21 protein-coding genes, 1 tRNA gene and 1 pseudogene are annotated in these 20,827 nt (G+C 64.7%); 17 read left to right on the top strand and 6 right to left on the bottom strand.

What is annotated here, in order from left to right; all coding sequences use genetic code 11:
- Nucleotides 1-29 precede the first annotated feature (29 nt).
- Genes pip through WKH79_RS04145 form a run of 4 tightly spaced genes read right to left on the bottom strand, consistent with a single transcriptional unit; the run spans nucleotide 30 to nucleotide 5,260 of the window.
- Nucleotides 30-992 (bottom strand): prolyl aminopeptidase, encoded by a 963-nt coding sequence (pip, locus tag WKH79_RS04160; RefSeq protein WP_341859695.1) that lies wholly within the window; start codon nucleotides 990-992, stop codon nucleotides 30-32.
- Nucleotides 989-1,822: a phosphodiester glycosidase family protein gene (locus WKH79_RS04155; protein WP_341859694.1), complete on the bottom strand. Its 834-nt coding sequence runs from the start codon at nucleotides 1,820-1,822 to the stop codon at nucleotides 989-991. Before WKH79_RS04155 ends, pip begins: the two co-directional genes overlap by 4 nt.
- Nucleotides 1,819-3,306 (bottom strand): anthranilate synthase component I, encoded by a 1,488-nt coding sequence (trpE, locus tag WKH79_RS04150; RefSeq protein WP_341860090.1) that lies wholly within the window; start codon nucleotides 3,304-3,306, stop codon nucleotides 1,819-1,821. The genes WKH79_RS04155 and trpE overlap by 4 nt, the downstream gene beginning before the upstream one ends.
- A 19-nt stretch (nucleotides 3,307-3,325) precedes the next feature.
- The gene (locus WKH79_RS04145) at nucleotides 3,326-5,260 is read right to left on the bottom strand and encodes a SurA N-terminal domain-containing protein (RefSeq protein WP_341859693.1); all 1,935 of its coding nucleotides are present in this window, start codon (nucleotides 5,258-5,260) and stop codon (nucleotides 3,326-3,328) included.
- Nucleotides 5,261-5,456: 196 nt separating this feature from the next.
- Between WKH79_RS04145 and tpiA the strand changes: the two genes are divergently transcribed.
- The 3 genes from tpiA to WKH79_RS04130 all read left to right on the top strand — a co-directional run bounded on the left by tpiA (nucleotide 5,457) and on the right by WKH79_RS04130 (nucleotide 8,408).
- Nucleotides 5,457-6,218 carry a triose-phosphate isomerase gene (tpiA, locus tag WKH79_RS04140; RefSeq protein ID WP_050601253.1) on the top strand — a complete coding sequence of 254 codons (762 nt, stop codon included), beginning with the start codon at nucleotides 5,457-5,459 and terminating at the stop codon, nucleotides 6,216-6,218.
- A 79-nt stretch (nucleotides 6,219-6,297) separates the two neighbouring features.
- The gene (gene secG, locus WKH79_RS04135; protein ID WP_063511866.1) at nucleotides 6,298-6,669 is read left to right on the top strand and encodes a preprotein translocase subunit SecG; all 372 of its coding nucleotides are present in this window, start codon (nucleotides 6,298-6,300) and stop codon (nucleotides 6,667-6,669) included.
- Nucleotides 6,670-6,773: 104 nt separating this feature from the next.
- Nucleotides 6,774-8,408, top strand: a complete 1,635-nt coding sequence (locus tag WKH79_RS04130; protein ID WP_050601255.1) for a CTP synthase — start codon at nucleotides 6,774-6,776, stop codon at nucleotides 8,406-8,408.
- Nucleotides 8,409-8,732: 324 nt separating this feature from the next.
- Here the strand turns inward: WKH79_RS04130 and WKH79_RS04125 are convergent.
- A pseudogene (locus WKH79_RS04125) lies at nucleotides 8,733-9,211 on the bottom strand (Hsp20 family protein).
- A gap of 165 nt (nucleotides 9,212-9,376) precedes the next feature.
- On the opposite strand from WKH79_RS04125, the gene grxC reads away from it, so the two are divergent.
- The 4 genes from grxC to WKH79_RS04105 all read left to right on the top strand — a co-directional run bounded on the left by grxC (nucleotide 9,377) and on the right by WKH79_RS04105 (nucleotide 11,046).
- The gene (gene grxC / locus WKH79_RS04120) at nucleotides 9,377-9,640 is read left to right on the top strand and encodes a glutaredoxin 3 (RefSeq protein WP_063507145.1); all 264 of its coding nucleotides are present in this window, start codon (nucleotides 9,377-9,379) and stop codon (nucleotides 9,638-9,640) included.
- Nucleotides 9,641-10,462, top strand: coding sequence for a carbon-nitrogen hydrolase family protein (locus tag WKH79_RS04115; RefSeq protein ID WP_341859692.1), 822 nt, complete (start codon nucleotides 9,641-9,643; stop codon nucleotides 10,460-10,462).
- A gap of 8 nt (nucleotides 10,463-10,470) precedes the next feature.
- Entirely contained in the window at nucleotides 10,471-10,932 is a 462-nt protein-coding gene (locus WKH79_RS04110) for a DUF1178 family protein (RefSeq protein ID WP_230832993.1), read from the top strand.
- Nucleotides 10,933-10,969: 37 nt separating this feature from the next.
- Nucleotides 10,970-11,046: transfer RNA gene (locus tag WKH79_RS04105), tRNA-Arg, on the top strand.
- A gap of 156 nt (nucleotides 11,047-11,202) precedes the next feature.
- Here the strand turns inward: WKH79_RS04105 and WKH79_RS04100 are convergent.
- Nucleotides 11,203-11,871 carry an OmpW family outer membrane protein gene (locus tag WKH79_RS04100; RefSeq protein WP_341859691.1) on the bottom strand — a complete coding sequence of 223 codons (669 nt, stop codon included), beginning with the start codon at nucleotides 11,869-11,871 and terminating at the stop codon, nucleotides 11,203-11,205.
- Nucleotides 11,872-12,012: 141 nt separating this feature from the next.
- Between WKH79_RS04100 and WKH79_RS04095 the strand changes: the two genes are divergently transcribed.
- The 10 genes from WKH79_RS04095 to WKH79_RS04050 all read left to right on the top strand — a co-directional run bounded on the left by WKH79_RS04095 (nucleotide 12,013) and on the right by WKH79_RS04050 (nucleotide 20,798).
- Entirely contained in the window at nucleotides 12,013-12,714 is a 702-nt protein-coding gene (locus WKH79_RS04095) for a helix-turn-helix domain-containing protein (RefSeq protein ID WP_341859690.1), read from the top strand.
- Nucleotides 12,715-12,793: 79 nt separating this feature from the next.
- On the top strand, nucleotides 12,794-14,467 hold the full coding sequence (gene ccoN / locus WKH79_RS04090; RefSeq protein ID WP_050601272.1) for a cytochrome-c oxidase, cbb3-type subunit I: 1,674 nt from the start codon (nucleotides 12,794-12,796) through the stop codon (nucleotides 14,465-14,467).
- A 13-nt stretch (nucleotides 14,468-14,480) separates the two neighbouring features.
- Nucleotides 14,481-15,245, top strand: a complete 765-nt coding sequence (gene ccoO, locus WKH79_RS04085) for a cytochrome-c oxidase, cbb3-type subunit II (protein WP_050601273.1) — start codon at nucleotides 14,481-14,483, stop codon at nucleotides 15,243-15,245.
- A complete protein-coding gene (locus WKH79_RS04080; RefSeq protein ID WP_063507159.1) occupies nucleotides 15,242-15,406 on the top strand; it encodes a CcoQ/FixQ family Cbb3-type cytochrome c oxidase assembly chaperone in 165 nt (54 codons plus the stop codon). Before ccoO ends, WKH79_RS04080 begins: the two co-directional genes overlap by 4 nt.
- Nucleotides 15,396-16,307 carry a cytochrome-c oxidase, cbb3-type subunit III gene (gene ccoP, locus WKH79_RS04075; RefSeq protein ID WP_063507160.1) on the top strand — a complete coding sequence of 304 codons (912 nt, stop codon included), beginning with the start codon at nucleotides 15,396-15,398 and terminating at the stop codon, nucleotides 16,305-16,307. Before WKH79_RS04080 ends, ccoP begins: the two co-directional genes overlap by 11 nt.
- The gene (ccoG, locus tag WKH79_RS04070) at nucleotides 16,294-17,877 is read left to right on the top strand and encodes a cytochrome c oxidase accessory protein CcoG (RefSeq protein ID WP_341859689.1); all 1,584 of its coding nucleotides are present in this window, start codon (nucleotides 16,294-16,296) and stop codon (nucleotides 17,875-17,877) included. Before ccoP ends, ccoG begins: the two co-directional genes overlap by 14 nt.
- Nucleotides 17,877-18,323 carry a FixH family protein gene (locus WKH79_RS04065; protein WP_050601352.1) on the top strand — a complete coding sequence of 149 codons (447 nt, stop codon included), beginning with the start codon at nucleotides 17,877-17,879 and terminating at the stop codon, nucleotides 18,321-18,323. The genes ccoG and WKH79_RS04065 overlap by 1 nt, the downstream gene beginning before the upstream one ends.
- Nucleotides 18,320-20,443 (top strand): heavy metal translocating P-type ATPase, encoded by a 2,124-nt coding sequence (locus WKH79_RS04060; RefSeq protein WP_341859688.1) that lies wholly within the window; start codon nucleotides 18,320-18,322, stop codon nucleotides 20,441-20,443. The genes WKH79_RS04065 and WKH79_RS04060 overlap by 4 nt, the downstream gene beginning before the upstream one ends.
- Nucleotides 20,440-20,592, top strand: coding sequence for a cbb3-type cytochrome oxidase assembly protein CcoS (ccoS, locus tag WKH79_RS04055; protein WP_050601277.1), 153 nt, complete (start codon nucleotides 20,440-20,442; stop codon nucleotides 20,590-20,592). The genes WKH79_RS04060 and ccoS overlap by 4 nt, the downstream gene beginning before the upstream one ends.
- Nucleotides 20,589-20,798 (top strand): hypothetical protein, encoded by a 210-nt coding sequence (locus WKH79_RS04050; RefSeq protein ID WP_063510498.1) that lies wholly within the window; start codon nucleotides 20,589-20,591, stop codon nucleotides 20,796-20,798. Before ccoS ends, WKH79_RS04050 begins: the two co-directional genes overlap by 4 nt.
- The last annotated feature ends 29 nt before the right edge of the window (nucleotides 20,799-20,827 follow it).

The raw sequence follows: 20,827 nt of genomic DNA, 5'->3' as shown, positions 1-20,827 counted from the left end.
GCGGCCGGCGCCGCGTGTCGCGCAGCAAATCAGCCGGTCTTGCCGGCCAGCTTGTCCGTGGCGCGGACGAGGCCATCGACGATGCCCGGTTCACCGGCGCTGTGACCGGCATCGGGCACGATCCACAGGTCGGCTTCGGGCCAGGCCTTCTTGAGCGCCCATGCCGCGCCCGGCGGGGTACAGATATCGTGGCGGCCCTGAACGATGATCCCGGGTATTCCCGCCAGCGCATCCACGTTCCGCAGCAGCTCGCCTTCCTCGAGGAAGAAGTTCTCGAGGAAGAACTTGGCGCAGATGCGTGCAAACGGAACCGCCTTGGCCGGATCGCCGAAGCTTTCGAGCAGGTCTTCATTGGGCAGCAGTGTCGCGACATGCCCTTCCCACAGCGACCATTCGCGCGCCGCGGCAAGCCGGGTCGCCTCGTCCTCGCTGGTCAGGCGGTTGTAATAAGCGCGCACGAGGTCGCCGCGCTCGGCTTCGGGAATGAGACCGGTGAACGCATCCCATTGCTCCGCCATGATCTCGCTCGCGCCATAATCGTAGAGCCACGACTTTTCCTGCTGCCGCGCGAGGAACACACCGCGCAGCACCAGCTCGCTCACGCGGTCGGGATATTTCTGCGCATAGGCAAGCGCGAGCGTCGAACCCCAGCTGCCGCCGAACGCCTGCCACTTTTGGTGTCCGCACATCTCGCGCAAGCGCTCGATGTCCTCGACGATGCGCCATGTGTCATTGTGTTCTATTTCAGCAAAGGGCAGCGACTTGCCGCAACCGCGCTGGTCGAACAGCAACACGTCGTAGAGTTCAGGGTCCCACTGGCGGCGATGATCGGGAGCCATGCCCCCGCCGGGCCCGCCATGCAGGAAAACCGCCGGCTTGGCGCCCGGTGTGCCCACGCGCTCGTAATACAGCGAATGGCTTTCGCCGACATCGAGCATGCCGGTCTCGTAGGGTTCGATCTCCGGATAGAGCGTGCGGCGGGTATCGGTCATTCGCTTGCTTTCTTTCTGACCACGAGGATCGGGCCGATGGCGGCACCGGTGTCGAGCCGGTCGGTCGCCGGATTCCACAGCAGCGACACGGTATCGTCGAGGAACAGCGCGTTCTCGGCCTCGAGCTCGTTCTTGTAGAACCGGGCGAGTTTGCCGAAGGAAATCGGGGCGTTCGAAATCACGAAATGCGCGCGCCCTTCGCCATCGATGCCCACCGCATTGCGGATCTTGCGCGACGGGCCGTCATGGACGATCTGCGGATGGATCTTGCCGCCGACGATCAGCATCGGCCCCGACTGCGTGCCGAATTGCGGGCGCTCGGTGACATTGGCGAGGAACCAGTCGGTCTCGCGCACCTGCCAGTCACCGCCGCTGCCGTAGAACACCCCGTTGGGTTTCATGTAGAAATTGCCCGATCCCGAACCGGTGTCGAGTTCGCTCAATCGTTCGGAATCTTCCACGAAATAGCCCGCCGGGCGTTCGCCTTCGCCGAAAATCCCCGCGTTCATCGCGAAGGCGATGGTGTCGCCGTCATTGGCATCGGCATATCTGGCGAGGCTGCCGTAGCGCGATCCGCCCCGGTCGAGCGCAGTCGAGATCTTGTGGCGTTCGGGCACGGCGAGGCAGTGCGTCAGCGGCGTATCTTCGAAAATGATCGAGCGGCAGGCGCTTTCGACCTGGCTCGCCAGCGTCGCCGCCGGAGTGGGCGTGTCGCCGGCTGCATCCTGCGGCTGTCCGTCGATCCGCGCGCGGGCCACCGGTTCACCCTCGGGTTGGGCTTCGCATGCAGTCAGCGCGAGCAGCGCCAGCGCGGCAAGTGTCGTTCTCATTGGCCGAATCCGGGTTCCTTCGCGAGGCGGACGGCTTCCTTCGCCGCAGCGAGCAAGGCGCCCGCTTTCGCTTCGCATTCTCTCTGCTCATACGCGGGTTCGCTATCGGCGACTATCCCCGCGCCGGCCTGCACGTGCATGGTTCCGTCCTTCACCACCGCAGTGCGCAGCACGATGCAGCTGTCGACCGAACCATCGGGCGCGAAATAGCCCACGCCGCCGGCATAGGGGCCGCGCGTCGCCGGCTCGAGTTCCGCGATGATCTCGCAGGCGCGCACCTTGGGCGCACCGCTTACCGTGCCCGCGGGGAAGCCGGCGAACAGCGCATCGATCGCGTCTTTCGCCGGATCGAGCTGGCCGGTCACATTGCTGACGATATGCATCACGTGGCTGTAGCGTTCGACCATGAAACTGTCGGTGACGGTCACGCTGCCCGATTGTGCCACGCGTCCGACATCGTTGCGGCCCAGGTCGAGCAGCATGAGGTGTTCGGCGCGTTCCTTCGGGTCCGCCAGCAGCGAGCGTTCGGCGTCGCGATCCTCGGCCTGCGTCGCGCCGCGCGGGCGAGTGCCGGCGATGGGCCGGATGGTCACTTCGCCTTCGCGCACGCGGACCAGGATTTCCGGGCTCGACCCCACGATCGCAAACCCGGGCATGTCGAGGAAATAGAGGAAGGGTGAGGGATTGACCCGTCTGAGCGCGCGGTAAAGCGCCATCGGCGGCAGTTCGAACGGGGTGGCGAAGCGCTGTGACAGCACGACCTGGAAGATGTCGCCGGCCTCGATATAGTCCTTCGCACGCAGCACCATCGCCTCGTAGTCCGCGGCGGGCATCGTCGGCGTCAGAGCGGGTTCGGGATGATCGGCGGCGCGTGTTTCCGACGGGATCGCTGGCCGGGCGAGCCTGCGCAGCACCTCGTCGATGCGTTCGCCCGAACGTTCGATCGAACCGCCCGACCATACCGGGGCAATACAAAACAGCGCGTCGCTGAGCCGGTCGAACACCAGCAGCACGGTCGGCCGCACGAACAGCATGTCGGGTACGTCAAGCGCACCCTGCGGCGGGCGCGGGAGTTTTTCGACCAGCCCGATGGTCTCATAGCCGAAATGCCCGACGAGGCAGGCGAGGGCGGGAGGCAGTTCGCCGGGAACCGCGCAATGGCAGCTTTCGACCAGTGCGCGCAAGCTGTCGAGCGTGCCGGCATCGCAGGGCTCGAAAGCCTCGCGGTCGTGTTGCCAGCGACGGTTGATCGCCGCGCTGTCGCCCGTCGCGCGAAACACCAGATCGGGATCGAGCCCAATGAGGCTGTAACGGCCGCGGACTTCACCGCCCTCGACCGATTCGAGCAGGAAATCGCCGCGCCCTTCCTCGAACAGTTTGAGCGCCGCGCCGACAGGGGTTTCGGTGTCGGCCACGATTTCGCGCCAGATCAGCGCGGGAGTGCCCTGCGCCAGTGCGGTGCGCGCCCGGTCGACGCCTTTCAGGCCGTTATCCAACTGGACCTCAGTTGCCGGAGAGCTGGGCACGCACGGCTTCGATCGCCGTGGCATTGCGCGAGACGCCCAGTTCTTCGCGCATCGCGCGGCTGAACTGTTCGGCGTATTCTTCGCCCAGCAGCGGACCCATCTGGCGGGTGGCCTGCGCGATTAGCGGATCGTCGCCGGCGATCTCGCCCATGGTGATATCATCAACATCGACCACGAAAAAACCGGCATTGTTGCCCGCCTCGAGCCGCTTCGTCGTTCCCTCGGCCATGCTGAACAGCAGGGCGATCGGGGGCGGGATGCGCTGTTCGCGCTGGCGCGCGAGATCTTCGCGGGTCATGTCGACGCTCTGCGCGGGGGGAACACGGCGCTCCTCCTCGGCGAGCGCGGCTGCCATAGTCTTGCCCGACCGCACGCGTGCGATCACCCGGTCGGCCGCGGCCTGCGCGGCTTTCATGCCCTCGGTAGCACGCCAGCGCGCTTCGACCGCATCGGCGATCTGTGCATAGGGGGCGACGGCAGCGGGCGTGATGTCGTCCACTTCGTAAACCAGATAGGTCTGCCCGCTTTCGATCGGGGCGATCTCGGGTTCTTCGACTTCCATCTGGAACAGCGTGGCAAGGGCGGGCTGGAGCACCTCGGGCACCGTGCCGCGGGGCTCGTCGAACAGCTGGCCATTGGCGAAAACCGGGCCGACCGTTTCCAGCTCGAGACCCAGTTCTTCGCCCACTTCGCTGAGCGTGGCGCCGTTTCCGAGCTGCTCTTCGATCTCGCTTGCGAGATCTGCCAGGCCGCGCACTCGCTTTTCCGCGCGCAGCGTATCGGTGATATCGCCGCGCACCTGGCTCAGCGAGCGGGCAAGAGTGGTTTCGACCGCGTCGATCCGCGCGACATGCCAGCCCAGCGGGCTGCGCGCGGGCGTGGTCATCGCGCCGCGTTCGGCGGAGAAATAGGCTGCGGCGACCGCAGGCGACGCCTGGCTCGCGAGACCTTCGCGAACGACATCGACCACGGGCGAAGCGCGCAGCCCCGCTTCGCGGGCGACCTGTTCGAACGACGCGCCACCGGCAACGCGGTCACGGATCGACTTGGCGGCGGCTTCTGTCGGTACGATCAGCTGGGTGACGTCGCGGGTTTCCGCAGCGGCGTATTGTTCGGCATCGCGTTCATAGCGCGCGGCGATTTCGGCATCGGTCGGTTCCGCCCGGTCGCCCAGTGCTGCCGCGTCGAAGGTGGCATAGCGGATCGTCCGGCGTTCCGGCCGTACGAACGCATCACGGTTCGCATCGAAATAGGCGCGCAAGACCTTGGGGTCGGCTGCGCCGCTCGGGGCGTATGTCGCTGCGGGGAGCAACGCGATCGAACCTTCGCGCCGTTCCTTGAACAATTGCGCATAACGGTACGCAAGTTTGTCGGGCACGGTCGCTCCGAAGCTCGCAGGAAGCAGCATCTGCTGCGACAGCAGGCCGATCCCCAGGTCCTCGCGCACGTCGGCATCGCTCAGCCGCTGCAGGGCCAGCGCCTGACGATAGGTATCCTCGCTGAAATTGCCGTCGGGGCCGCGGAACGCGGGAATCATCCGGATTTCGCTGTTGACCAGATTGTCGCCCGCCCGGAGCCCGTAGCGCTGGGCATACTCCTTCAGCGCGGCGCGGCTGATCAGCGCTTCGAGCGCGGAATCGAGCCCCCCACCGCGCAGGAAGGCCTGCATGGTGGCCGTAGGCTGGTCCTGCCGCACCCGGTCGAGCCCGTTGTTCGCGCCCTGGATCAGATCCGCGGTGGATATCTTTTCATCCCCGACGACAGCCACGCGGTCACCGCCCGCGATGCCGCCGAAAGTCCCGGTGGACGAAACATCCGCGCTGGCGAACGCCAGGGCGATCAGACCGAGGAAGGCGAGCGCGATTGCCAGCCCGAGCTTGGTCTTGAAGAAATTGCGGAAGAATTGGAACATGATAGACGGACGATCCGGTTGGATGGCTGCTGTTGTTCAGGCGGAGCCTGGATGGGTTGGGGCGCTTTATCCCCCCTGCGACCTCGCGGCAACAGGTTGCAAAGGGTTTTGACGCGGGAAGAAACCTTGTCTAGCGGAGCGCATTCCAAGCCCCATATAGCGGGCCACACATTTCAATAAATCGCAGGACCAAGACATGGCCGAACGGCCCTACATCGTCGGAAACTGGAAAATGAACGGCACGCGCGCCATGCTTTCCGAAGCACGCGCGATCGATCGTGCCGCGCAGCGTTACATGAAGGTCGAGGTCGCCGTGGCGCCTCCCTACACGCTGATTCACGCGGTCCATAAGGAAGCCGAACAGATCGGCGTCGGCGCGCAGGATTGCCACCCGGGCGCGGAAGGTGCGCATACCGGGGACATCAATTCCTCGATGGTTGCCGATGCAGGCGCGAAGTTCGTGATCCTGGGCCACAGCGAACGGCGCCAGGGCCACGGCGAAAGCAACGAACTGATCAACGCCAAGATCGAATCGGCCATCGAGTCGGGCCTGCGCATCATCCTCTGCTGCGGCGAACCGCTCGATACGCGTGACGCGGGCAAGGCCGAAGAATACGTGCTGGCCCAGATCAAGGCCGCTCTGACGGTGGTTGAAGATCCCGCCGAGCGCCTGACGATCGCTTATGAACCGATCTGGGCGATCGGTACCGGGCGCACCGCAACCGGCGAGGATATCGCAGCCATGCACGGGGCGATCCGCCGGCTGCTCGACGAAACCTATGGCGAAGAGGAATCCGCCAAGGTCCGCATCCTCTATGGCGGTTCGGTGAAGCCCGACAATGCGCGCGAGATCCTGGCGACCCCCGATGTGGGCGGCGCGCTGGTCGGCGGTGCCAGCCTGTCTGCGGAAAGCTTCCTCGGGATCGTGGTCGGCGCCTCCGAAGCCGAAGAGGCCTGATCGCACCCGACCTTGCCGTTTGCCGCCGGCGCGCCTAGATGCGCCTGAGCTCCGCTAAAGCCTTTCCAAGAGTATTCGCATGTTCCTGTTCCTAACCGTCGTCCAGGCGATCATCGCAGCCGCGCTTGTCGGCGTCATCCTGATGCAGCGCTCCGAAGGCGGCGGGCTTGGCATCGGTGGCAGCCCGTCGGGCATGCTCAGCGCGCGCGGAGCCGCGGATTTCCTGACCCGTTCGACCAAATGGCTCGCGGTGCTGTTCGTCGTCCTGTCGATCGCGCTGGCTGCAGTCGCAGTCGAGACGACCGGCAGCGACGCCATCGAATCGACGCTCGATCGCACGGTTGCACCGGCCGATCCGCTGGGTGCGGCCACGACCGGCGAAGCCGCTCCTGCCGCCGATCCCCTGGGCGCTCCTGCGGACGGCGATCCGCTGTCCGGCGCGACCGAATAATCTCCAATCCATCGCAGAGCTGTGGATTGCGCCGTGCAAATGGCGCGATCCATGTGCGTTTGCGCTTGCCCCGACTCAATCCCACAGCTTAAGGCCCGACCCCCATGGCGCGGTATATCTTTATCACCGGCGGCGTGGTCTCCTCGCTTGGCAAAGGTCTCATGGCAGCATCGCTTGCTGCCCTCCTCCAAGCGCGTGGCTACAAGGTCCGTATCCGGAAATTCGACCCCTATCTCAACGTCGATCCGGGGACGATGTCCCCCTATCAGCACGGCGAGGTCTATGTGACCGACGACGGGGCAGAGACCGATCTCGATCTCGGCCATTACGAGCGTTTCACCGGCGTATCGGCGCACCAGGGCGACAACATCACCTCGGGCCGGATCTACCAGGACATCATCGCCAAGGAACGCCGCGGCGACTACCTCGGCGCGACCGTCCAGGTGGTCCCGCACGTGACCGACGAGATCAAGGCCTTCGCGCTGGCCGGGCAGGACGACCATGACTTCGTGCTGTGCGAGATCGGCGGAACCGTGGGCGACATCGAAGGCCTGCCGTTCATGGAGGCCATCCGCCAGCTGCGCAACGAGTTGGAGCCGTGGCAGACGCTGAGCGTCCACGTCACGCTGGTCCCCTATATTGCCGCGGCGGGCGAGTTGAAGACCAAGCCGACGCAGCACTCGGTGCGCGAACTGGCCAGTCTCGGGATCAAGCCCGATGTGCTGCTGTGCCGCGCCGAGCATCCGATCCCCGAATCCGACCGCCGCAAGATCGCGCAGTTCTGCAACGTGCGGCAGGAAGCGGTCATTCCGGCGCTGGACGCGCCGTCGATCTATGCCGTGCCGCTGCAGTATCACGGCGAGGGGCTCGATACCGAAGTGCTGCGCGCCTTCGGGATAACCGATGCGCCCGATCCCGACCTGTCGCGCTGGTACGACGTCGTGGATCGCCATTCCAACCCCGAGGGCGAAGTCACCATCGGCGTGATCGGCAAATATGTCGGCCTGCAGGATGCTTACAAATCGCTCAACGAGGCGCTGGTGCACGGCGGCATGGCGCACCGGGTCAAGGTCAACATCAAGTGGATCGACGCCGAAGTGTTCGAAGGCGACGATGCCGACATTGCCGCCAAGCTCGAACCCATGCATGCCATCCTCGTGCCCGGCGGGTTCGGTGAGCGCGGCAGCGAGGGCAAGATAGCGGCAGTCCGTTTCGCCCGCGAACGCAAGGTGCCGTTCTTCGGCATCTGCCTTGGCATGCAGATGGCGTGCATCGACGCTGCGCGCGAGGCCGGCTTTGCCCGCGCCTCGTCAACCGAATTCGGCGAGACCGAAGAACCGGTGGTCGGCATCATTACCGAATGGATGACCGAAGAGGGTCTCCAGAAACGCGAAGCCGGCGGCGATCTCGGCGGGACCATGCGGCTGGGTGCATATGATGCCAAGCTTGCGGTGGGCAGCCACGTGTCGAAGGTCTATCACGGGGCGACCAGCATCTCGGAACGCCACCGCCACCGCTACGAAGTGAACGGGGCCTATATTGAGCCGCTGGAGAAACAGGGCCTGGTCTTCTCGGGCATGTCGCCCGACGGCCTGCTTCCCGAAATCGTCGAACGCCCCGATCACCCATGGTTCGTGGGCGTGCAGTTCCATCCCGAGCTGAAATCGCGGCCCTTCGAACCGCACCCGCTGTTCGCCGGTTTCGTCGGCGCGGCGCTGGAACAGGCACGTCTGGTCTGATCCAGCGCCGAGATGGCGGCATTTTAAGCCTCTGATTTCGTTGGAGGCGTCGAAATTACGCTTGTAGCTATGCGACAAAATGATGTCGCGGGCACGAGACCGGTTTATCTTTTGTTATGTTTGGGCCAGAATACGGCTGTTCCACACCTCGGGTGTGGGCGCATGGAGACACATGCTTTGCCAGCACGAGGCGGGGCTTGCTTCGAAGCCGGTTGTCTTCTGCGACCCGGACGGCCGATTTCGGGGTTTGGCGGCGTTCAACGTCGCGGGGGCGGAACCTGGTTCCGCCCCCTATTCATTTCACCAGTGCAGGTGAAGGCGGGATCAGGCCGCCTTGGTCGTGTCGCCGTCGCGCTCGTCGTCCTTGACGACTTCGAGCGGCTGCGTTTCGCCGATGGCGATCTTCTTCGGCTTCATCGCATCGGGCACTTCGCGCACCAGATCGATGACCAGCAGGCCATCGGCCAGGTCGGCATGGGCCACGCGGACATAGTCGGCCAGTTCGAAACGGCGTTCGAATCCGCGATTGGCGATCCCGATATGCAGCATTTCGCCGTCGGTGAGTTCGTCGCGCTTCTTGCCGGTCACGACGAGCAGGTTCTGCTGCGCAACGATATCGAGATCCGGCTTGCGGAAGCCCGCGACCGCCAGCGTGATGCGATATTCGTCATCGCCGCGGCGTTCGATGTTGAAGGGGGGTAATTGTCGCCGCCGGCATTGCGAGCCTGACGTTCCATCAGGTCGAATACACGGTCGAAGCCCACGGTGGAGCGGCGGAAAGGCGTAAGGTCCATACGGTTCATCGAAACAAATCCTCTTGTGAGCGATTCTATGATGGCGGGGCCCGGTATCGGCGCCCCGTCGCCGCCACGAACACCGTGACGGTATTTTCGAGATAGGCGCGTCCTTTGCGCTTTCAAGACTTCTTGTCGCGCGCTAGTTTCGCCGCGGAAAACAAGGGAATATCAATGAGCCACCACCCGGTCGACATTTACACCAAATTCGGTTGCGGATTCTGCGTCCGAGCCAAGCGCCTGCTCGACGAGAAGGGCGTGGACTATACCGAACACGACATCACGATGGGCGGGCCGAAGCGCGAAGAGATGCTGGAACGCGCGCCTACCGCGCGGACCGTGCCGCAGATCTTCATCGGCGATACGCATGTCGGCGGTTCGGACGAACTCGCCGCGCTCGAGCGCGAAGGCAAGCTCGACGCGTTGCTGGCGGGCTGAATGGCACGCGTCGCTGTCCTGCAGATGACTTCGGGCATCGATCCCGGGGCCAATGCCGTAGCGCTCGAAGACGCGGTCGCACAGGCTGCGGCCGGGGGCGCCGACATGCTGTTCACGCCCGAAATGTCGGGCCTGCTCGATCGCGATCGCGAACGCGCTTCCCGGTCGATCTGCAGCGAAGACGCTTCGCCCGTCCTTGCCCGTGTCCGTGAAGCTGCGCGCCAGCACGGCCTGTGGGTATCGCTCGGCTCGCTCGCACTCGACGGCGGTGGTGGGGGCGAATGGGTCAACCGCGCTTTCGTCATCGCGCCTGACGGCACGATTGCCGCGCGCTACGACAAGATGCACATGTTCGATGTCGACCTGGCAAGCGGTGAAAGCTGGCGCGAATCCAATGCCTATCGTGCAGGTGACAGCGTCGGGCTGATGGAGGGCACACCGCTCGGCCGGCTCGGCCTCACCGTGTGCTACGACATTCGCTTCCCTGCCTTGTTCGAGGCGCTGGGGCGCGCGCACTGCGACTGCATCGCCATACCCGCTGCTTTTACCGTACCGACCGGCGCAGCGCATTGGCACGTGTTGCAGCGCGCCCGCGCCATCGAGGCGAGCGCTTTCGTCGTGGCCGCGGCGCAGGTTGGCGAGCACGAGGACGGCCGCCGGACCTATGGTCACAGCCTGGTGGTGGATCCGTGGGGCGAAGTGCTGCTCGACATGGGCGGAGAGGAGGCCGGACTGGGTTTCGTCGATGTCGATCTGGAGCGGGTGGCCGAGGTGCGCGAACAGGTGCCCAGCCTTGCCAACCGCAGGCATATCACCGCATAGGCCGCCGCATGATCGTTTACGACCTATCCTGCAGCGAAGGCCACCGCTTCGAGGGCTGGTTTTCGTCCTCGAGCGACTACTCGGACCAGAAAGCGCAAGGCTTGCTGCAGTGTCCCGCCTGCGGGTGCGAAGATGTCGGCAAGGCGCCGATGGCCCCCTCAGTCCCGGCCAAGGCCAATGCCGTCGCAGCCCCGGCGGGAGAAAAGGCGCAGCTAAGCACGGGCGACATGCCCCCGGCCGTCAAACAAGCGTTCGAAGCGCTGGCGAAGGCTCAGGCCAAGGCGCTCGAGAGCAGCACCTGGGTCGGCGACTGCTTTGCCGAAAAGGCCCGCGAAATGCACTATGGGGAAAGCGAAAACGCACCCATTCACGGTCGCGCCACGCGCGACGAGGCCGAGGACATGGTCGCGGAAGGCATCGCCGTCGCCCCCCTGCTGGTGCCGGTCGCGCCGCCCGACGAACTGAACTGATTGCTTGCGCGCGATCGTCTGCTAAATGCGGCGGCGGGCGCCCGTAGCTCAGTCGGATAGAGCACCAGATTCCTAATCTGGGGGCCACAGGTTCGAATCCTGTCGGGCGCACCATTTCCGAACATCGCTGGAAGATGGCGACAGGTGCCGGAAAAAGCTCGCTGGGCTCAGCGGATTGAGCGCCGTGACTTCACGGAGAGAGCCCCCGGTGCCGCGGGGCGCCGGGGGCTTTTCGGATTTCGGGTTCGTAGGCGGAGCGACGCCGCCCGATCAGAAGCGATAGCTTACGCCTGCGCTCAATACCCACGGGTCGAGCTTGTGTTCGGTTTCGATTGCGAGCGTGTCGCCGGCATACCAGCGCGCGGTCGTGTCGACAAAATAGCGTTTCGCGTCGATCGTCAGGCCGAGACCGCTGTCGCCAAGCGCGATATCGGTACCTGCCTGCAGCACGAGGCCGAATTCGTCCGACAGCGTGGTGCGCGTCACACCGAGCGGAATGGTGTCCGCACCCGGTTCGACATCGACCCACCAGAAATAGGTGGCCCCGGCACCGAGATAGGGTTTCACGCCGCCGAGATCGAAATGGTACTTCGCCGTGAAAGTTGCGGGGATGACCTTGGCGTCTGACACCAGCTCTGCACCCGGCAGCCCGGCCACCGCATCGACATCATGTTGTGTCACGCAGCAGATCGTCTCGATCGAGAAATTCGGCGCGGCGAAATATCCGATTGCCAGCGTGGGTACGAAATTGTCGCTCGCCTCGGTCTGCGTCGTGGCGGGAAGGCCCACGATATCCGTGTTGATATCGGTGATTTTGCCATTGGGTGCGACAAGGGTGCCGAGCAGCTTTACCTGCAGCTTGCCGTCGTTGTCCGCGGCCTGGGCAGGTGCGGCGAACATTGCCGTACCGGCCAGCGCAGCTACCAGATACTTCTTCATTCGATCGTCCTCGAGCGCGGCAGTGGCCGCCCCATGCGGCCCAGGGATGTTGCAGCGCTGGGATGGCTGTGGCGCGAAAATTTCTTGCCGGCATTGATCTGGGTCAAGGAAGCGCCGGCTTATCGGGGCGAGGGCGGCTTCATGATCACACCAGCCGAACCCTTCCAGCGATTTGCCAACCGGATACTTCCCGCAAATCTGTCGGATACCGTATACCTCCGGTTCCAGGCGCTCGCCCGGGCAAGCCGGCTTGCCAAGGCGCATTCGCTGGATTTCGCGGGGGCGGGCCAGCAGATCGTCTTCGTCGTCGACGGGGCTACCAAGCTGGTGGCGCACGCGTCAGAGTCGCGCGACCAGATCGTCGCTTTCCAGTTCGCTGGCGAGGTCTTCACTGTCCCCGGTCCCGACAACTATTCCTACTCCGTCAGCGCGCTCAAGGACTGCGACATCCTGGCTTTCGACTCGGCCGAATTCCTCCGGCTGGCATCGAGCGAAGCGGGGGTCCTTCACCATTTGCTGGAAAACACCACGCTTTCGCTGCGCCGGTGCCGCGAGAAGACGATCGCGCTGGCCCGCAAGACGGCGGGCGAACGCATTGCCGTGTTCCTGGTCGGGATGGCCGCGCGGATCGGGGTCGAGCAGGACGGCCGGCTGGTTCTCGAATTGCCGATGTCCCGCCGTGATATCTCGGACAGTCTCGGGCTCACGATCGAGACTGTCAGCCGTCAACTATCGAAGCTGAGGGACGACGGGGTGATCGAGACGGTGGGCCGTTCAGGCGTGATTTTGAACGCCCTGGAGAGCCTCCGGGACCGCGCGGGTTTCCTGCGCGAGGCCGCGTGAAATCTTTTCCGAATTTGATCTGGGTCAATGCCCTTCGCGGGATACCCGCTTAACCCCCTGCAAAAGGACGGAGAATTCTATGCAAGCGGAAACGGCGCTGGGCCGGGTGGGCCTGTGGTTCCTGGTCATGCTGGTCGCGATGGCGGCAGCGCTCGGGGCGGCGGATAGCGGCTTCGCGGCGCACGCCTGGATCATTGCGGCCCTTGGTTTCGTGATGATCTGGGTCAGCGCCTCGCGGTTCGACCCGCTGGGCAAGGCGCGGGGCTTCTTCAAGCTTCCTGACGGACCTTCGCGGTATGACGACGATCCCATTCGCTGGGGCGTCATCGCCACCATGTTCTGGGGCCTCGCGGGCCTTCTGGCGGGCGTTTTCATCGCTGCCCAGCTGGCTTATCCGCAGCTGAATTTCGAACCCTATCTCAATTTCGGACGCCTGCGTCCGCTGCATACCAGCGCGGTGATCTTCGCCTTCGGCGGCAACGCCCTGCTGGCGACGAGCTTCTACGTCGTGCAGCGCACCTGCCGCACACAGCTGGCTTTTCCCAATCTCGCGCGGTTCGTCTTCTGGGGCTACCAGCTGTTCATCGTGCTGGCAGCGACCGGCTACCTGCTCGGCATTACCCAGTCGAAGGAATATGCCGAGCCCGAATGGTACGTCGACTTGTGGCTGACGATCGTCTGGGTTGCCTATTTCGTGGTCTTCGTCGGCACGCTGGCGCGCCGCAAGGAACCGCATATCTACGTCGCCAACTGGTTCTATCTCGCCTTCATCGTGACGGTTGCGATGCTGCACATCGTCAACAACCTGGCGATGCCAGTGAGCCTGCTGGGCGCCAAGAGCTACAGCGCGTTTGCCGGGGTGCAGGATGCGCTGACGCAGTGGTGGTACGGCCACAATGCGGTCGGCTTCTTCCTCACTGCGGGCTTTCTGGCGATGATGTATTACTTCGTCCCCAAGCAGGCTGAACGCCCGGTCTATTCCTACCGGCTGTCGATCATCCACTTCTGGTCGCTGATCTTCCTCTACATCTGGGCGGGCCCGCACCACCTGCACTACACAGCGCTGCCCGACTGGGCGCAGACGCTGGGCATGGTCTTCTCGATCATGCTGTGGATGCCGAGCTGGGGTGGCATGATCAACGGGCTGATGACCCTCAACGGGGCCTGGGACAAGGTTCGCACCGACCCGATCATCCGCATGATGGTAATGGCACTCGCCTTCTACGGCATGAGCACCTTCGAAGGACCGATGCTGTCGATCAAGAGCGTCAACAGCCTGTCGCACTACACCGACTGGACCATCGGCCACGTGCATTCGGGCGCGCTCGGCTGGAACGGCATGATCACCTTCGCCTGCGTCTATTTCCTCGTACCGCGCCTGTGGAAGCGCGAACGGATGTATTCGCTGCGCATGATCAACTGGCACTTCTGGCTCGCGACGATCGGCATCGTTTTCTACGCCGCGAGCATGTGGGTTGCCGGTGTCACCCAGGGCCTGATGTGGCGTGAATACGGGCCGGACGGATACCTGGTGAACAGCTTCGCCGACACCGTTGCCGCGCTGCACCCGATGTATGTCATGCGCGCCGCGGGCGGCCTGATGTACCTCGGCGGTGCCCTCATCATGTCCTACAACATCTGGATGACGCTGGCCGGGAAGCAGCGTGTCGAAGCTCCGCTCAACGACGCTGCCTACGATCCCGAAGCGGATCGTCCGATCGTCAACCAGCCCAGCGCCGTTCCGGCCGAATAGGATCACCCAAGCCATGACCGATCCCGTCGTCGAAGAAACCGTCAAGGGCCACAAGCGGCTCGAGCGCAACATCACCCTGCTGGCCATCGGCACTTTCGTGACCGTCGCCATTGGCGGTCTCGTCCAGATCACGCCTTTGTTCTATCTCGACAATACCATTGAGGAGGTCGAGGGCGTGCGCCCGTACACCCCGCTCGAACAGGCAGGGCGCGACATCTACATCCGCGAGGGTTGCTACGTGTGCCATAGCCAGATGGTCCGCCCGTTCCGTGACGAGGTGGAGCGCTACGGCCACTACAGCCTCGCTGCCGAAAGCATGTACGACCATCCGTTCCAGTGGGGCTCCAAGCGCACCGGACCCGACCTCGCGCGCGTGGGTGGCCGCTATTCCGACGAATGGCACGTCCAGCACCTCGAGGACCCGCAAAGCGTGGTGCCCGAAAGCGTCATGCCGCAATACGGCTTCCTCAAGGAGACCGAACTCGAAATCGGCGATCCCGAAGCGACCATGGTCGCGCTCATGCGGGTGGGCGTGCCCTATACCGAGGAAGACCTCGCGAATGCCGAGGCCGATATGCTCGCGCAGGCGGATCCCGATCGCGATCCCGGCGATCTCGCGGCGCGCTATCCCAAGGCGCAGATCCGCGATTTCGATGGCAATCCCGACAAGCTGACCGAGATGGATGCGCTCATCGCCTATCTGCAGATGCTTGGCACGCTCGTCGATTTCGACAGCGCCGCACCGCTCGAGGAACTGGCCGAGGAGAAGGGCCGATGAGCATCTACGAAACCCTGCGCCACTTCGCCGACAGCTATGCGCTGGTGCTGATGCTGGCGCTGTTCGTCGGGCTGTGCGCCTGGCCGTTCCGACCCGGCGCGAAAGAACGCAACCGCGACGCTGCAAACCTGATCTTCGAAGGAAAAGCCGATGGCGAATAAGCGCATCGACCAACCGACCGGCACGCCCACCGTCGGCCATGAATGGGATGGCATCGAGGAACTCGATACGCCGCTGCCGCGCTGGTGGCTGTGGACCTTTTATCTGACGATTGCCTTCGCGGTGGGCTATGTGATTGCCTATCCAGCCTGGCCGATGATCGACCGGGCGACCGAGGGCGTGCTGGGCTGGTCGAGCCGGGGGGAACTGGCAGAGGAAATGAGCGCTGCCGACCAGGCCCGCGCTACCGTGCGCGAGCAGCTGGCCCGCATTCCGATCGAACGCCTGCCCGAAGACGGCCCGCTGATGCAGCAGGCGGTTGCCGGTGGCGCAGCTGCGTTCCGCGTCAATTGCGTGCAGTGTCATGGTTCGGGCGCGGCGGGCAGCCAGGAACTTGGCTATCCCAACCTCAATGACGACGACTGGCTATGGGGCGGCGATCTCAAGGCGATCGAATACACGCTTGCGCATGGCATTCGCCAGGCTGGCGACGACGAGACCCGCAGCAGCGTCATGCCGCCCTTCGCGGGCGCGTTCGATACCGACCAGCTCAATGCCCTGACCGATCACGTTCTCGCCTTCAGCGGCAAGGCCGAGAGCAATCCGGTGGGTGCACAGATCTATGCCGACAATTGCGCTGCCTGCCACGGCATCCGCGGGGAAGGGGACCGGGCGCAGGGCGCACCCACGCTCAACGACGCGATCTGGCTGCGGGGCAGCAGCCGCGAGGCGATCAAGCAGCAGATCCTAAATCCGCGTATGGGCATGATGCCCAAGTGGGAGGGCCGGCTCGATCCGGTGACGCTGAAGATGTTGGCGGCCTATGTACACTCGCTCGGGGGAGGCGAAGACTTCGTGGAAGTTGCCGAGGATCCCGAGGTAGCGGTCGATGAACAACCCTGAAGACAACAAGCCACCGGGTGAACGCGACTGGTCGGTAGTCGTCGAGGACGGCATCGCCAAGAGCAACCAGCCGGTCTCGAGTGCGATTGCCGATCCTGCGGCGACGACGCGTCGCCACGAACCGCACGAACCCGTGCGAGAGCACTTGCCCGAACGGCTCTACGAGCCGCGCAAGGCTGTGCACAACAAGCGGATCGACGGGCCTTTCCGCCGGTTCAAATGGCTGGTGATGCTGGTCACCCTGGGGATCTACTATGTAACGCCGTGGATCCGCTGGGACCGCGGCCCCTACGCGCCCGACCAGGCCGTGCTGGTGGATCTCGCCAATCGCCGCTTCTACATGTTCAGCATCGAGATCTGGCCGCACGAATTCTACTTCGTGGCCGGGCTGCTGATCATGGCGGGGATCGGCCTGTTTCTCGTGACCAGCGCCGTGGGGCGCGCATGGTGCGGCTATGCCTGCCCGCAGACAGTGTGGACGGACCTGTTCCAGCACGTCGACCGCTTCGTCGACGGCGATCGCAATGCGCGCATCCGGCTCGACGCGGCACCGTGGACCTGGGGCAAGGTGGCGCGCCGCGCCTTCAAGTGGAGCATTTACCTGTTCATCGGGTTCTGGACCGGTGGCGCGTGGATCATGTATTTCGCCGATGCGCCCACGCTGGTCCAGGATTTCTGGCGCGGCGAGGCGGCATCGGTTGCCTACATAACGGTCGCGGTGCTGACACTGACTACGGTCACGCTGGGCGGCTTCATGCGCGAACAGGTGTGCATCTACATGTGCCCCTGGCCGCGCATCCAGACGGCGATGATGGACGAAAAATCGCTGCTGGTGACCTACAAGGACTGGCGCGGCGAGCCGCGCGGAAGCGTCAAGAAGGCAGCGAAGAACCCCGACCGGTTCGGCGACTGCATCGATTGCACCCAGTGCGTGCAAGTGTGCCCGACGGGGATCGATATCCGCGAAGGACCGCAGATCGGCTGCATCACTTGCGGGCTGTGCATCGATGCCTGCGACCGGGTCATGGACGATATCGGACGCCCGCGGGGTCTGATCGATTATGCGACGCTCGAAGATTGCGAGCGCGAGGCAGCCGGCGAAGCCGTGAAATCGCCCTGGCGCACGCTGCTGCGGCCGCGCACGATCGCCTATACGATGATCTGGGCTGGGATCGGCGGAGCGCTGCTGTTCGCGCTGGGTACGCGCAGTCATACCGAACTGACCGTCGCCCCCGATCGCAACCCGCCCTTCATGCTCATGTCGGACGGGTCGGTGCGCAATTCCTACACGCTCAAGATCCGCAACATGGAAAGCCGCCCGCGCGCCATGGAGATCGCGGTCGAGGGCCTGGCCGGCGCTCTCATGTGGACCGACACGATCAACCGCGACGAGGCCTCAGCCACGCAGCGGGTTACAGTGCCGGCCGATCTCGTACGGGCAGTGCGCGCCTATGTCGCCGTGCCGGTCGGCACCGCACCGCAGCAATTCGAATTCCGCGTCACCTCGCTCGACGAGCAACGTGAAACGGATGTGGTGGAAACGCGCTTCGATGCACCGGAGGATGAATGATGCGCCGTGAATTCACAGGACGGGACATGGCCATGGTCATGGTCGCCGGTTTCGGGGTCGTGGTTGCGGTGAATTTCTACATGGCCTCGCTTGCGATCGGCGGTTTCGGCGGCGTGGTGGTCGAGAACTCCTATGTCGCGAGCCAGAAGTTCAACGGCTGGCTCGACGAGGCGCGCGAGGGCCGCAAGCTTGGCTATGCTGCGCAGATGGCTCGCGCCGCGGACGGCAGGCTGATGGTAACGACGCAGGGTGTGCCGGCGGCGGCACGCGTCTCCGCCGATTTGCGGCGACCGCTCGGCCGGCCGCAGGACATGTCCTTGCAGCTGGAGCAGGCAGGGGCGGGCAGCTATCTCTCGGCCGAAACCCTGCCCGCGGGCCGCTGGATCGCGCGCGTTACCATCGCCGTCGGTGACCAGCGCTGGATGGATGAAGCGGAAGTGCAATGAACGCCCCGCTTGCACTCGACACGCAGGGTAGCATGCACTTGCGCGACAGCCGGTTCACCGTGCCGGGCATGCGCTGCGCCGGGTGCATATCGAAGATCGAGCGCGGGCTGGTGAAGCTCGAAGGTGTCGACGCGGCGCGGGTGAACTTCTCCGCCAAGCGTGTCGCCGTCCGCCATCACGCGCGACTGGGTGAGGATGACCTGGTCGAAGCGATCGCCGCCATCGGGTTCGAGGCCCAGTCCGTGGCCGACAATCCGATGGCGCGCGACGACCGCGAATCGGCGGCGCTGATGCGGGCGCTCGCCGTGGCCGGCTTCGGCATGATGAACATCATGCTGCTTTCGGTCAGCGTATGGTCGGGCGCGGAAGGGGTTACGCGCGACCTGTTCCACTGGCTGTCGGCGATGATTGCCCTGCCGGTGGTGGCCTATGCCGGCCGGCCCTTCTTCGCGAGCGCTGCAATGGCACTGCGCCACCGACGCACCAACATGGACGTGCCGATCTCCATCGGGGTCCTGCTGGCGACGGGCTTGAGCCTCTACGAGACCATCGCGGGCACGGGCCATGCCTATTTCGACAGCGCGGTCATGCTGCTGTTCTTCCTGCTTGCCGGGCGCGCGCTCGACGCGACGATGCGCAACCGGACGCGCGCAGGAATCGGAGCCCTGCTATCGCGGATGGGTCGCAGCGCGATGGTCCTCGATGAAAGCGGGGCGCATCGCACCGTCGCTGCGGAGGATCTCGAGCGGGGCATGCTGATGATCGTTGCGGCGGGCGAGGCGCTCGCAGCCGATGGCGTGATAGAGGAAGGCGAGACGACGCTCGACAATGCCATGCTGACCGGGGAAAGCGCACCGCAGGCGGCACGGGTCGGCGATACGGTTTATGCCGGGGCGATCAATCTTGGGAATGCAGTGCGCGTGCGGGTGACAGAGGCCGCTTCGGATACGGCGCTCGCGGGGATCGCGCGGCTCATGGACGAGGCGGGCCAATCACGCAGCCACTATGTCCGCATTGCGGATCGCGCATCCCGGCTTTACGCCCCGGCGGTGCACTCGCTCGCGCTGCTGGCCTTTGCCGGGTGGATGATCGCCGGGGCGGGTTGGTACCAGTCGCTGGTGATCGCGATTGCGGTGCTGATCATCACCTGCCCGTGCGCAATGGGGCTCGCGGTTCCGGCAGCGCAGGTCGTGGCGTCAGGGGCACTCGCCAGGAACGGCCTGCTGGTCAAGGATGGCAGCGCGCTAGAACGGCTTGCCGAAATCGATACCGCGCTGTTCGACAAGACGGGCACGCTGACCGTGGGCGAGCCGGTGCCCGAGTTGGGCCATCTTACCGACCGGCAGGCAGCGATCGCCCTGGCACTTGCCCGCACCAGCCGCCATCCGCTGAGCAAGAGCATCACCCGCGCGCTCGAAGGGCGCGGCGTGCAACCCGTCGACTTGTCGAGTGTGCAAGAAACGGGCGGCAACGGTGTCTCCGCTGTCTTCGGCGATATCGCAGTCGCGCTCACCCGCCCCGATACCGACGGGTTCCGTATCGCTACCGGACTGCGCATCGGCGACGAGGTCACGAATATCGCGTTCGACGACCCCGTTCGGCACGATGCCCAAGCGACATTGGACGAGCTTGCCGCTGCGGGCATTGAAAGTACGGTGGTCTCGGGTGACAGGGCGGGGCCGGTGAGCGCGGTCGCCGGCGACCTGGGGCTCGAGTGGAAGGCCGAACTTCACCCCGACGCCAAGCTTGCACATATCGAAAAACTCAAATCGGCCGGGCATCTCCCGCTCATGGTGGGGGATGGCATCAATGACGGCCCGGCGCTGGCCGCGGCGCATGCTTCGATAGCGCCGGGCAGCGCCAGCGATGTGAGCCAGCAGGCAGCCGATGCGGTCTTCCTCGGCCGGTCGCTGCGTCCCGTCGTGCTGGCGGTACGGGTCGCCCGTCGGACCATGCGGATCGTGCGCCAGAACTTCACTTTCGCGATCGTCTACAATGTCTTTGCCGTGCCACTGGCGCTGGCCGGTCTTGTAACGCCCTTGATCGCAGCGGTGGCGATGTCGCTCAGCTCGCTCGTCGTGGTAGGCAATTCGCTCAGGCTTGCCAGGGCGGCGCAATGAGCGGCCTCGCCTTCCTGATCCCGATTGCGCTGGGTCTTGGGATGCTCGGTCTCGCCGCGTTCTTCTGGGCCATGAAGCGGGGCCAGTTCGAGGATCTCGATGGCGCTGCGCAGCGTATCCTGATCGACGATGAGGAGGACGAGCGATGACCGGATCCGTGCTTCCGGGCATCCTCGTGTTGCTGCCACTGGCGGTCGGTCCGCTGCCGCAGCCCGCACGGACCATCACCGCCGATCTGTGCAACGGCGGATCGGTGGAAATTCCCGTCGATCGCAACCCGGCGCGTGAGGAGCCCTGCGCCGTGAAGGCGTGCCACGCAGGTTCATGTCGCAAGAGATTTGATCTGGCGCAATGACGCGCGTGGTGCGCGCCTTCAAGCAGGCC

It is taken from the genome of Qipengyuania sp. GPGPB31 (genome assembly GCF_038396345.1).
Classification (GTDB): Bacteria; Pseudomonadota; Alphaproteobacteria; order Sphingomonadales; family Sphingomonadaceae; genus Qipengyuania; species Qipengyuania citrea.
This window is presented reverse-complemented; position numbering and strand designations above follow the sequence as displayed.

What these genes read in the sequence shown, in the direction of transcription:
- WKH79_RS04095 (WP_341859690.1), top strand. Translation starts at nt 12,013, where the DNA reads ATGATCACACCAGCCGAACCCTTCCAGCGATTTGCCAACCGGATACTT.
- WKH79_RS04130 (WP_050601255.1), top strand. Translation starts at nt 6,774, where the DNA reads ATGGCGCGGTATATCTTTATCACCGGCGGCGTGGTCTCCTCGCTTGGC.
- grxC (WP_063507145.1), top strand. Translation starts at nt 9,377, where the DNA reads ATGAGCCACCACCCGGTCGACATTTACACCAAATTCGGTTGCGGATTC.
- WKH79_RS04110 (WP_230832993.1), top strand. Translation starts at nt 10,471, where the DNA reads ATGATCGTTTACGACCTATCCTGCAGCGAAGGCCACCGCTTCGAGGGC.
- WKH79_RS04115 (WP_341859692.1), top strand. Translation starts at nt 9,641, where the DNA reads ATGGCACGCGTCGCTGTCCTGCAGATGACTTCGGGCATCGATCCCGGG.
- secG (WP_063511866.1), top strand. Translation starts at nt 6,298, where the DNA reads ATGTTCCTGTTCCTAACCGTCGTCCAGGCGATCATCGCAGCCGCGCTT.
- tpiA (WP_050601253.1), top strand. Translation starts at nt 5,457, where the DNA reads ATGGCCGAACGGCCCTACATCGTCGGAAACTGGAAAATGAACGGCACG.
- WKH79_RS04065 (WP_050601352.1), top strand. Translation starts at nt 17,877, where the DNA reads ATGCGCCGTGAATTCACAGGACGGGACATGGCCATGGTCATGGTCGCC.
- WKH79_RS04080 (WP_063507159.1), top strand. Translation starts at nt 15,242, where the DNA reads ATGAGCATCTACGAAACCCTGCGCCACTTCGCCGACAGCTATGCGCTG.
- pip (WP_341859695.1), bottom strand. Translation starts at nt 992, where the DNA reads ATGACCGATACCCGCCGCACGCTCTATCCGGAGATCGAACCCTACGAG.
- WKH79_RS04050 (WP_063510498.1), top strand. Translation starts at nt 20,589, where the DNA reads ATGACCGGATCCGTGCTTCCGGGCATCCTCGTGTTGCTGCCACTGGCG.
- ccoN (WP_050601272.1), top strand. Translation starts at nt 12,794, where the DNA reads ATGCAAGCGGAAACGGCGCTGGGCCGGGTGGGCCTGTGGTTCCTGGTC.
- WKH79_RS04060 (WP_341859688.1), top strand. Translation starts at nt 18,320, where the DNA reads ATGAACGCCCCGCTTGCACTCGACACGCAGGGTAGCATGCACTTGCGC.
- WKH79_RS04145 (WP_341859693.1), bottom strand. Translation starts at nt 5,260, where the DNA reads ATGTTCCAATTCTTCCGCAATTTCTTCAAGACCAAGCTCGGGCTGGCA.
- ccoG (WP_341859689.1), top strand. Translation starts at nt 16,294, where the DNA reads ATGAACAACCCTGAAGACAACAAGCCACCGGGTGAACGCGACTGGTCG.
- WKH79_RS04100 (WP_341859691.1), bottom strand. Translation starts at nt 11,871, where the DNA reads ATGAAGAAGTATCTGGTAGCTGCGCTGGCCGGTACGGCAATGTTCGCC.
- WKH79_RS04155 (WP_341859694.1), bottom strand. Translation starts at nt 1,822, where the DNA reads ATGAGAACGACACTTGCCGCGCTGGCGCTGCTCGCGCTGACTGCATGC.
- ccoO (WP_050601273.1), top strand. Translation starts at nt 14,481, where the DNA reads ATGACCGATCCCGTCGTCGAAGAAACCGTCAAGGGCCACAAGCGGCTC.
- ccoP (WP_063507160.1), top strand. Translation starts at nt 15,396, where the DNA reads ATGGCGAATAAGCGCATCGACCAACCGACCGGCACGCCCACCGTCGGC.
- ccoS (WP_050601277.1), top strand. Translation starts at nt 20,440, where the DNA reads ATGAGCGGCCTCGCCTTCCTGATCCCGATTGCGCTGGGTCTTGGGATG.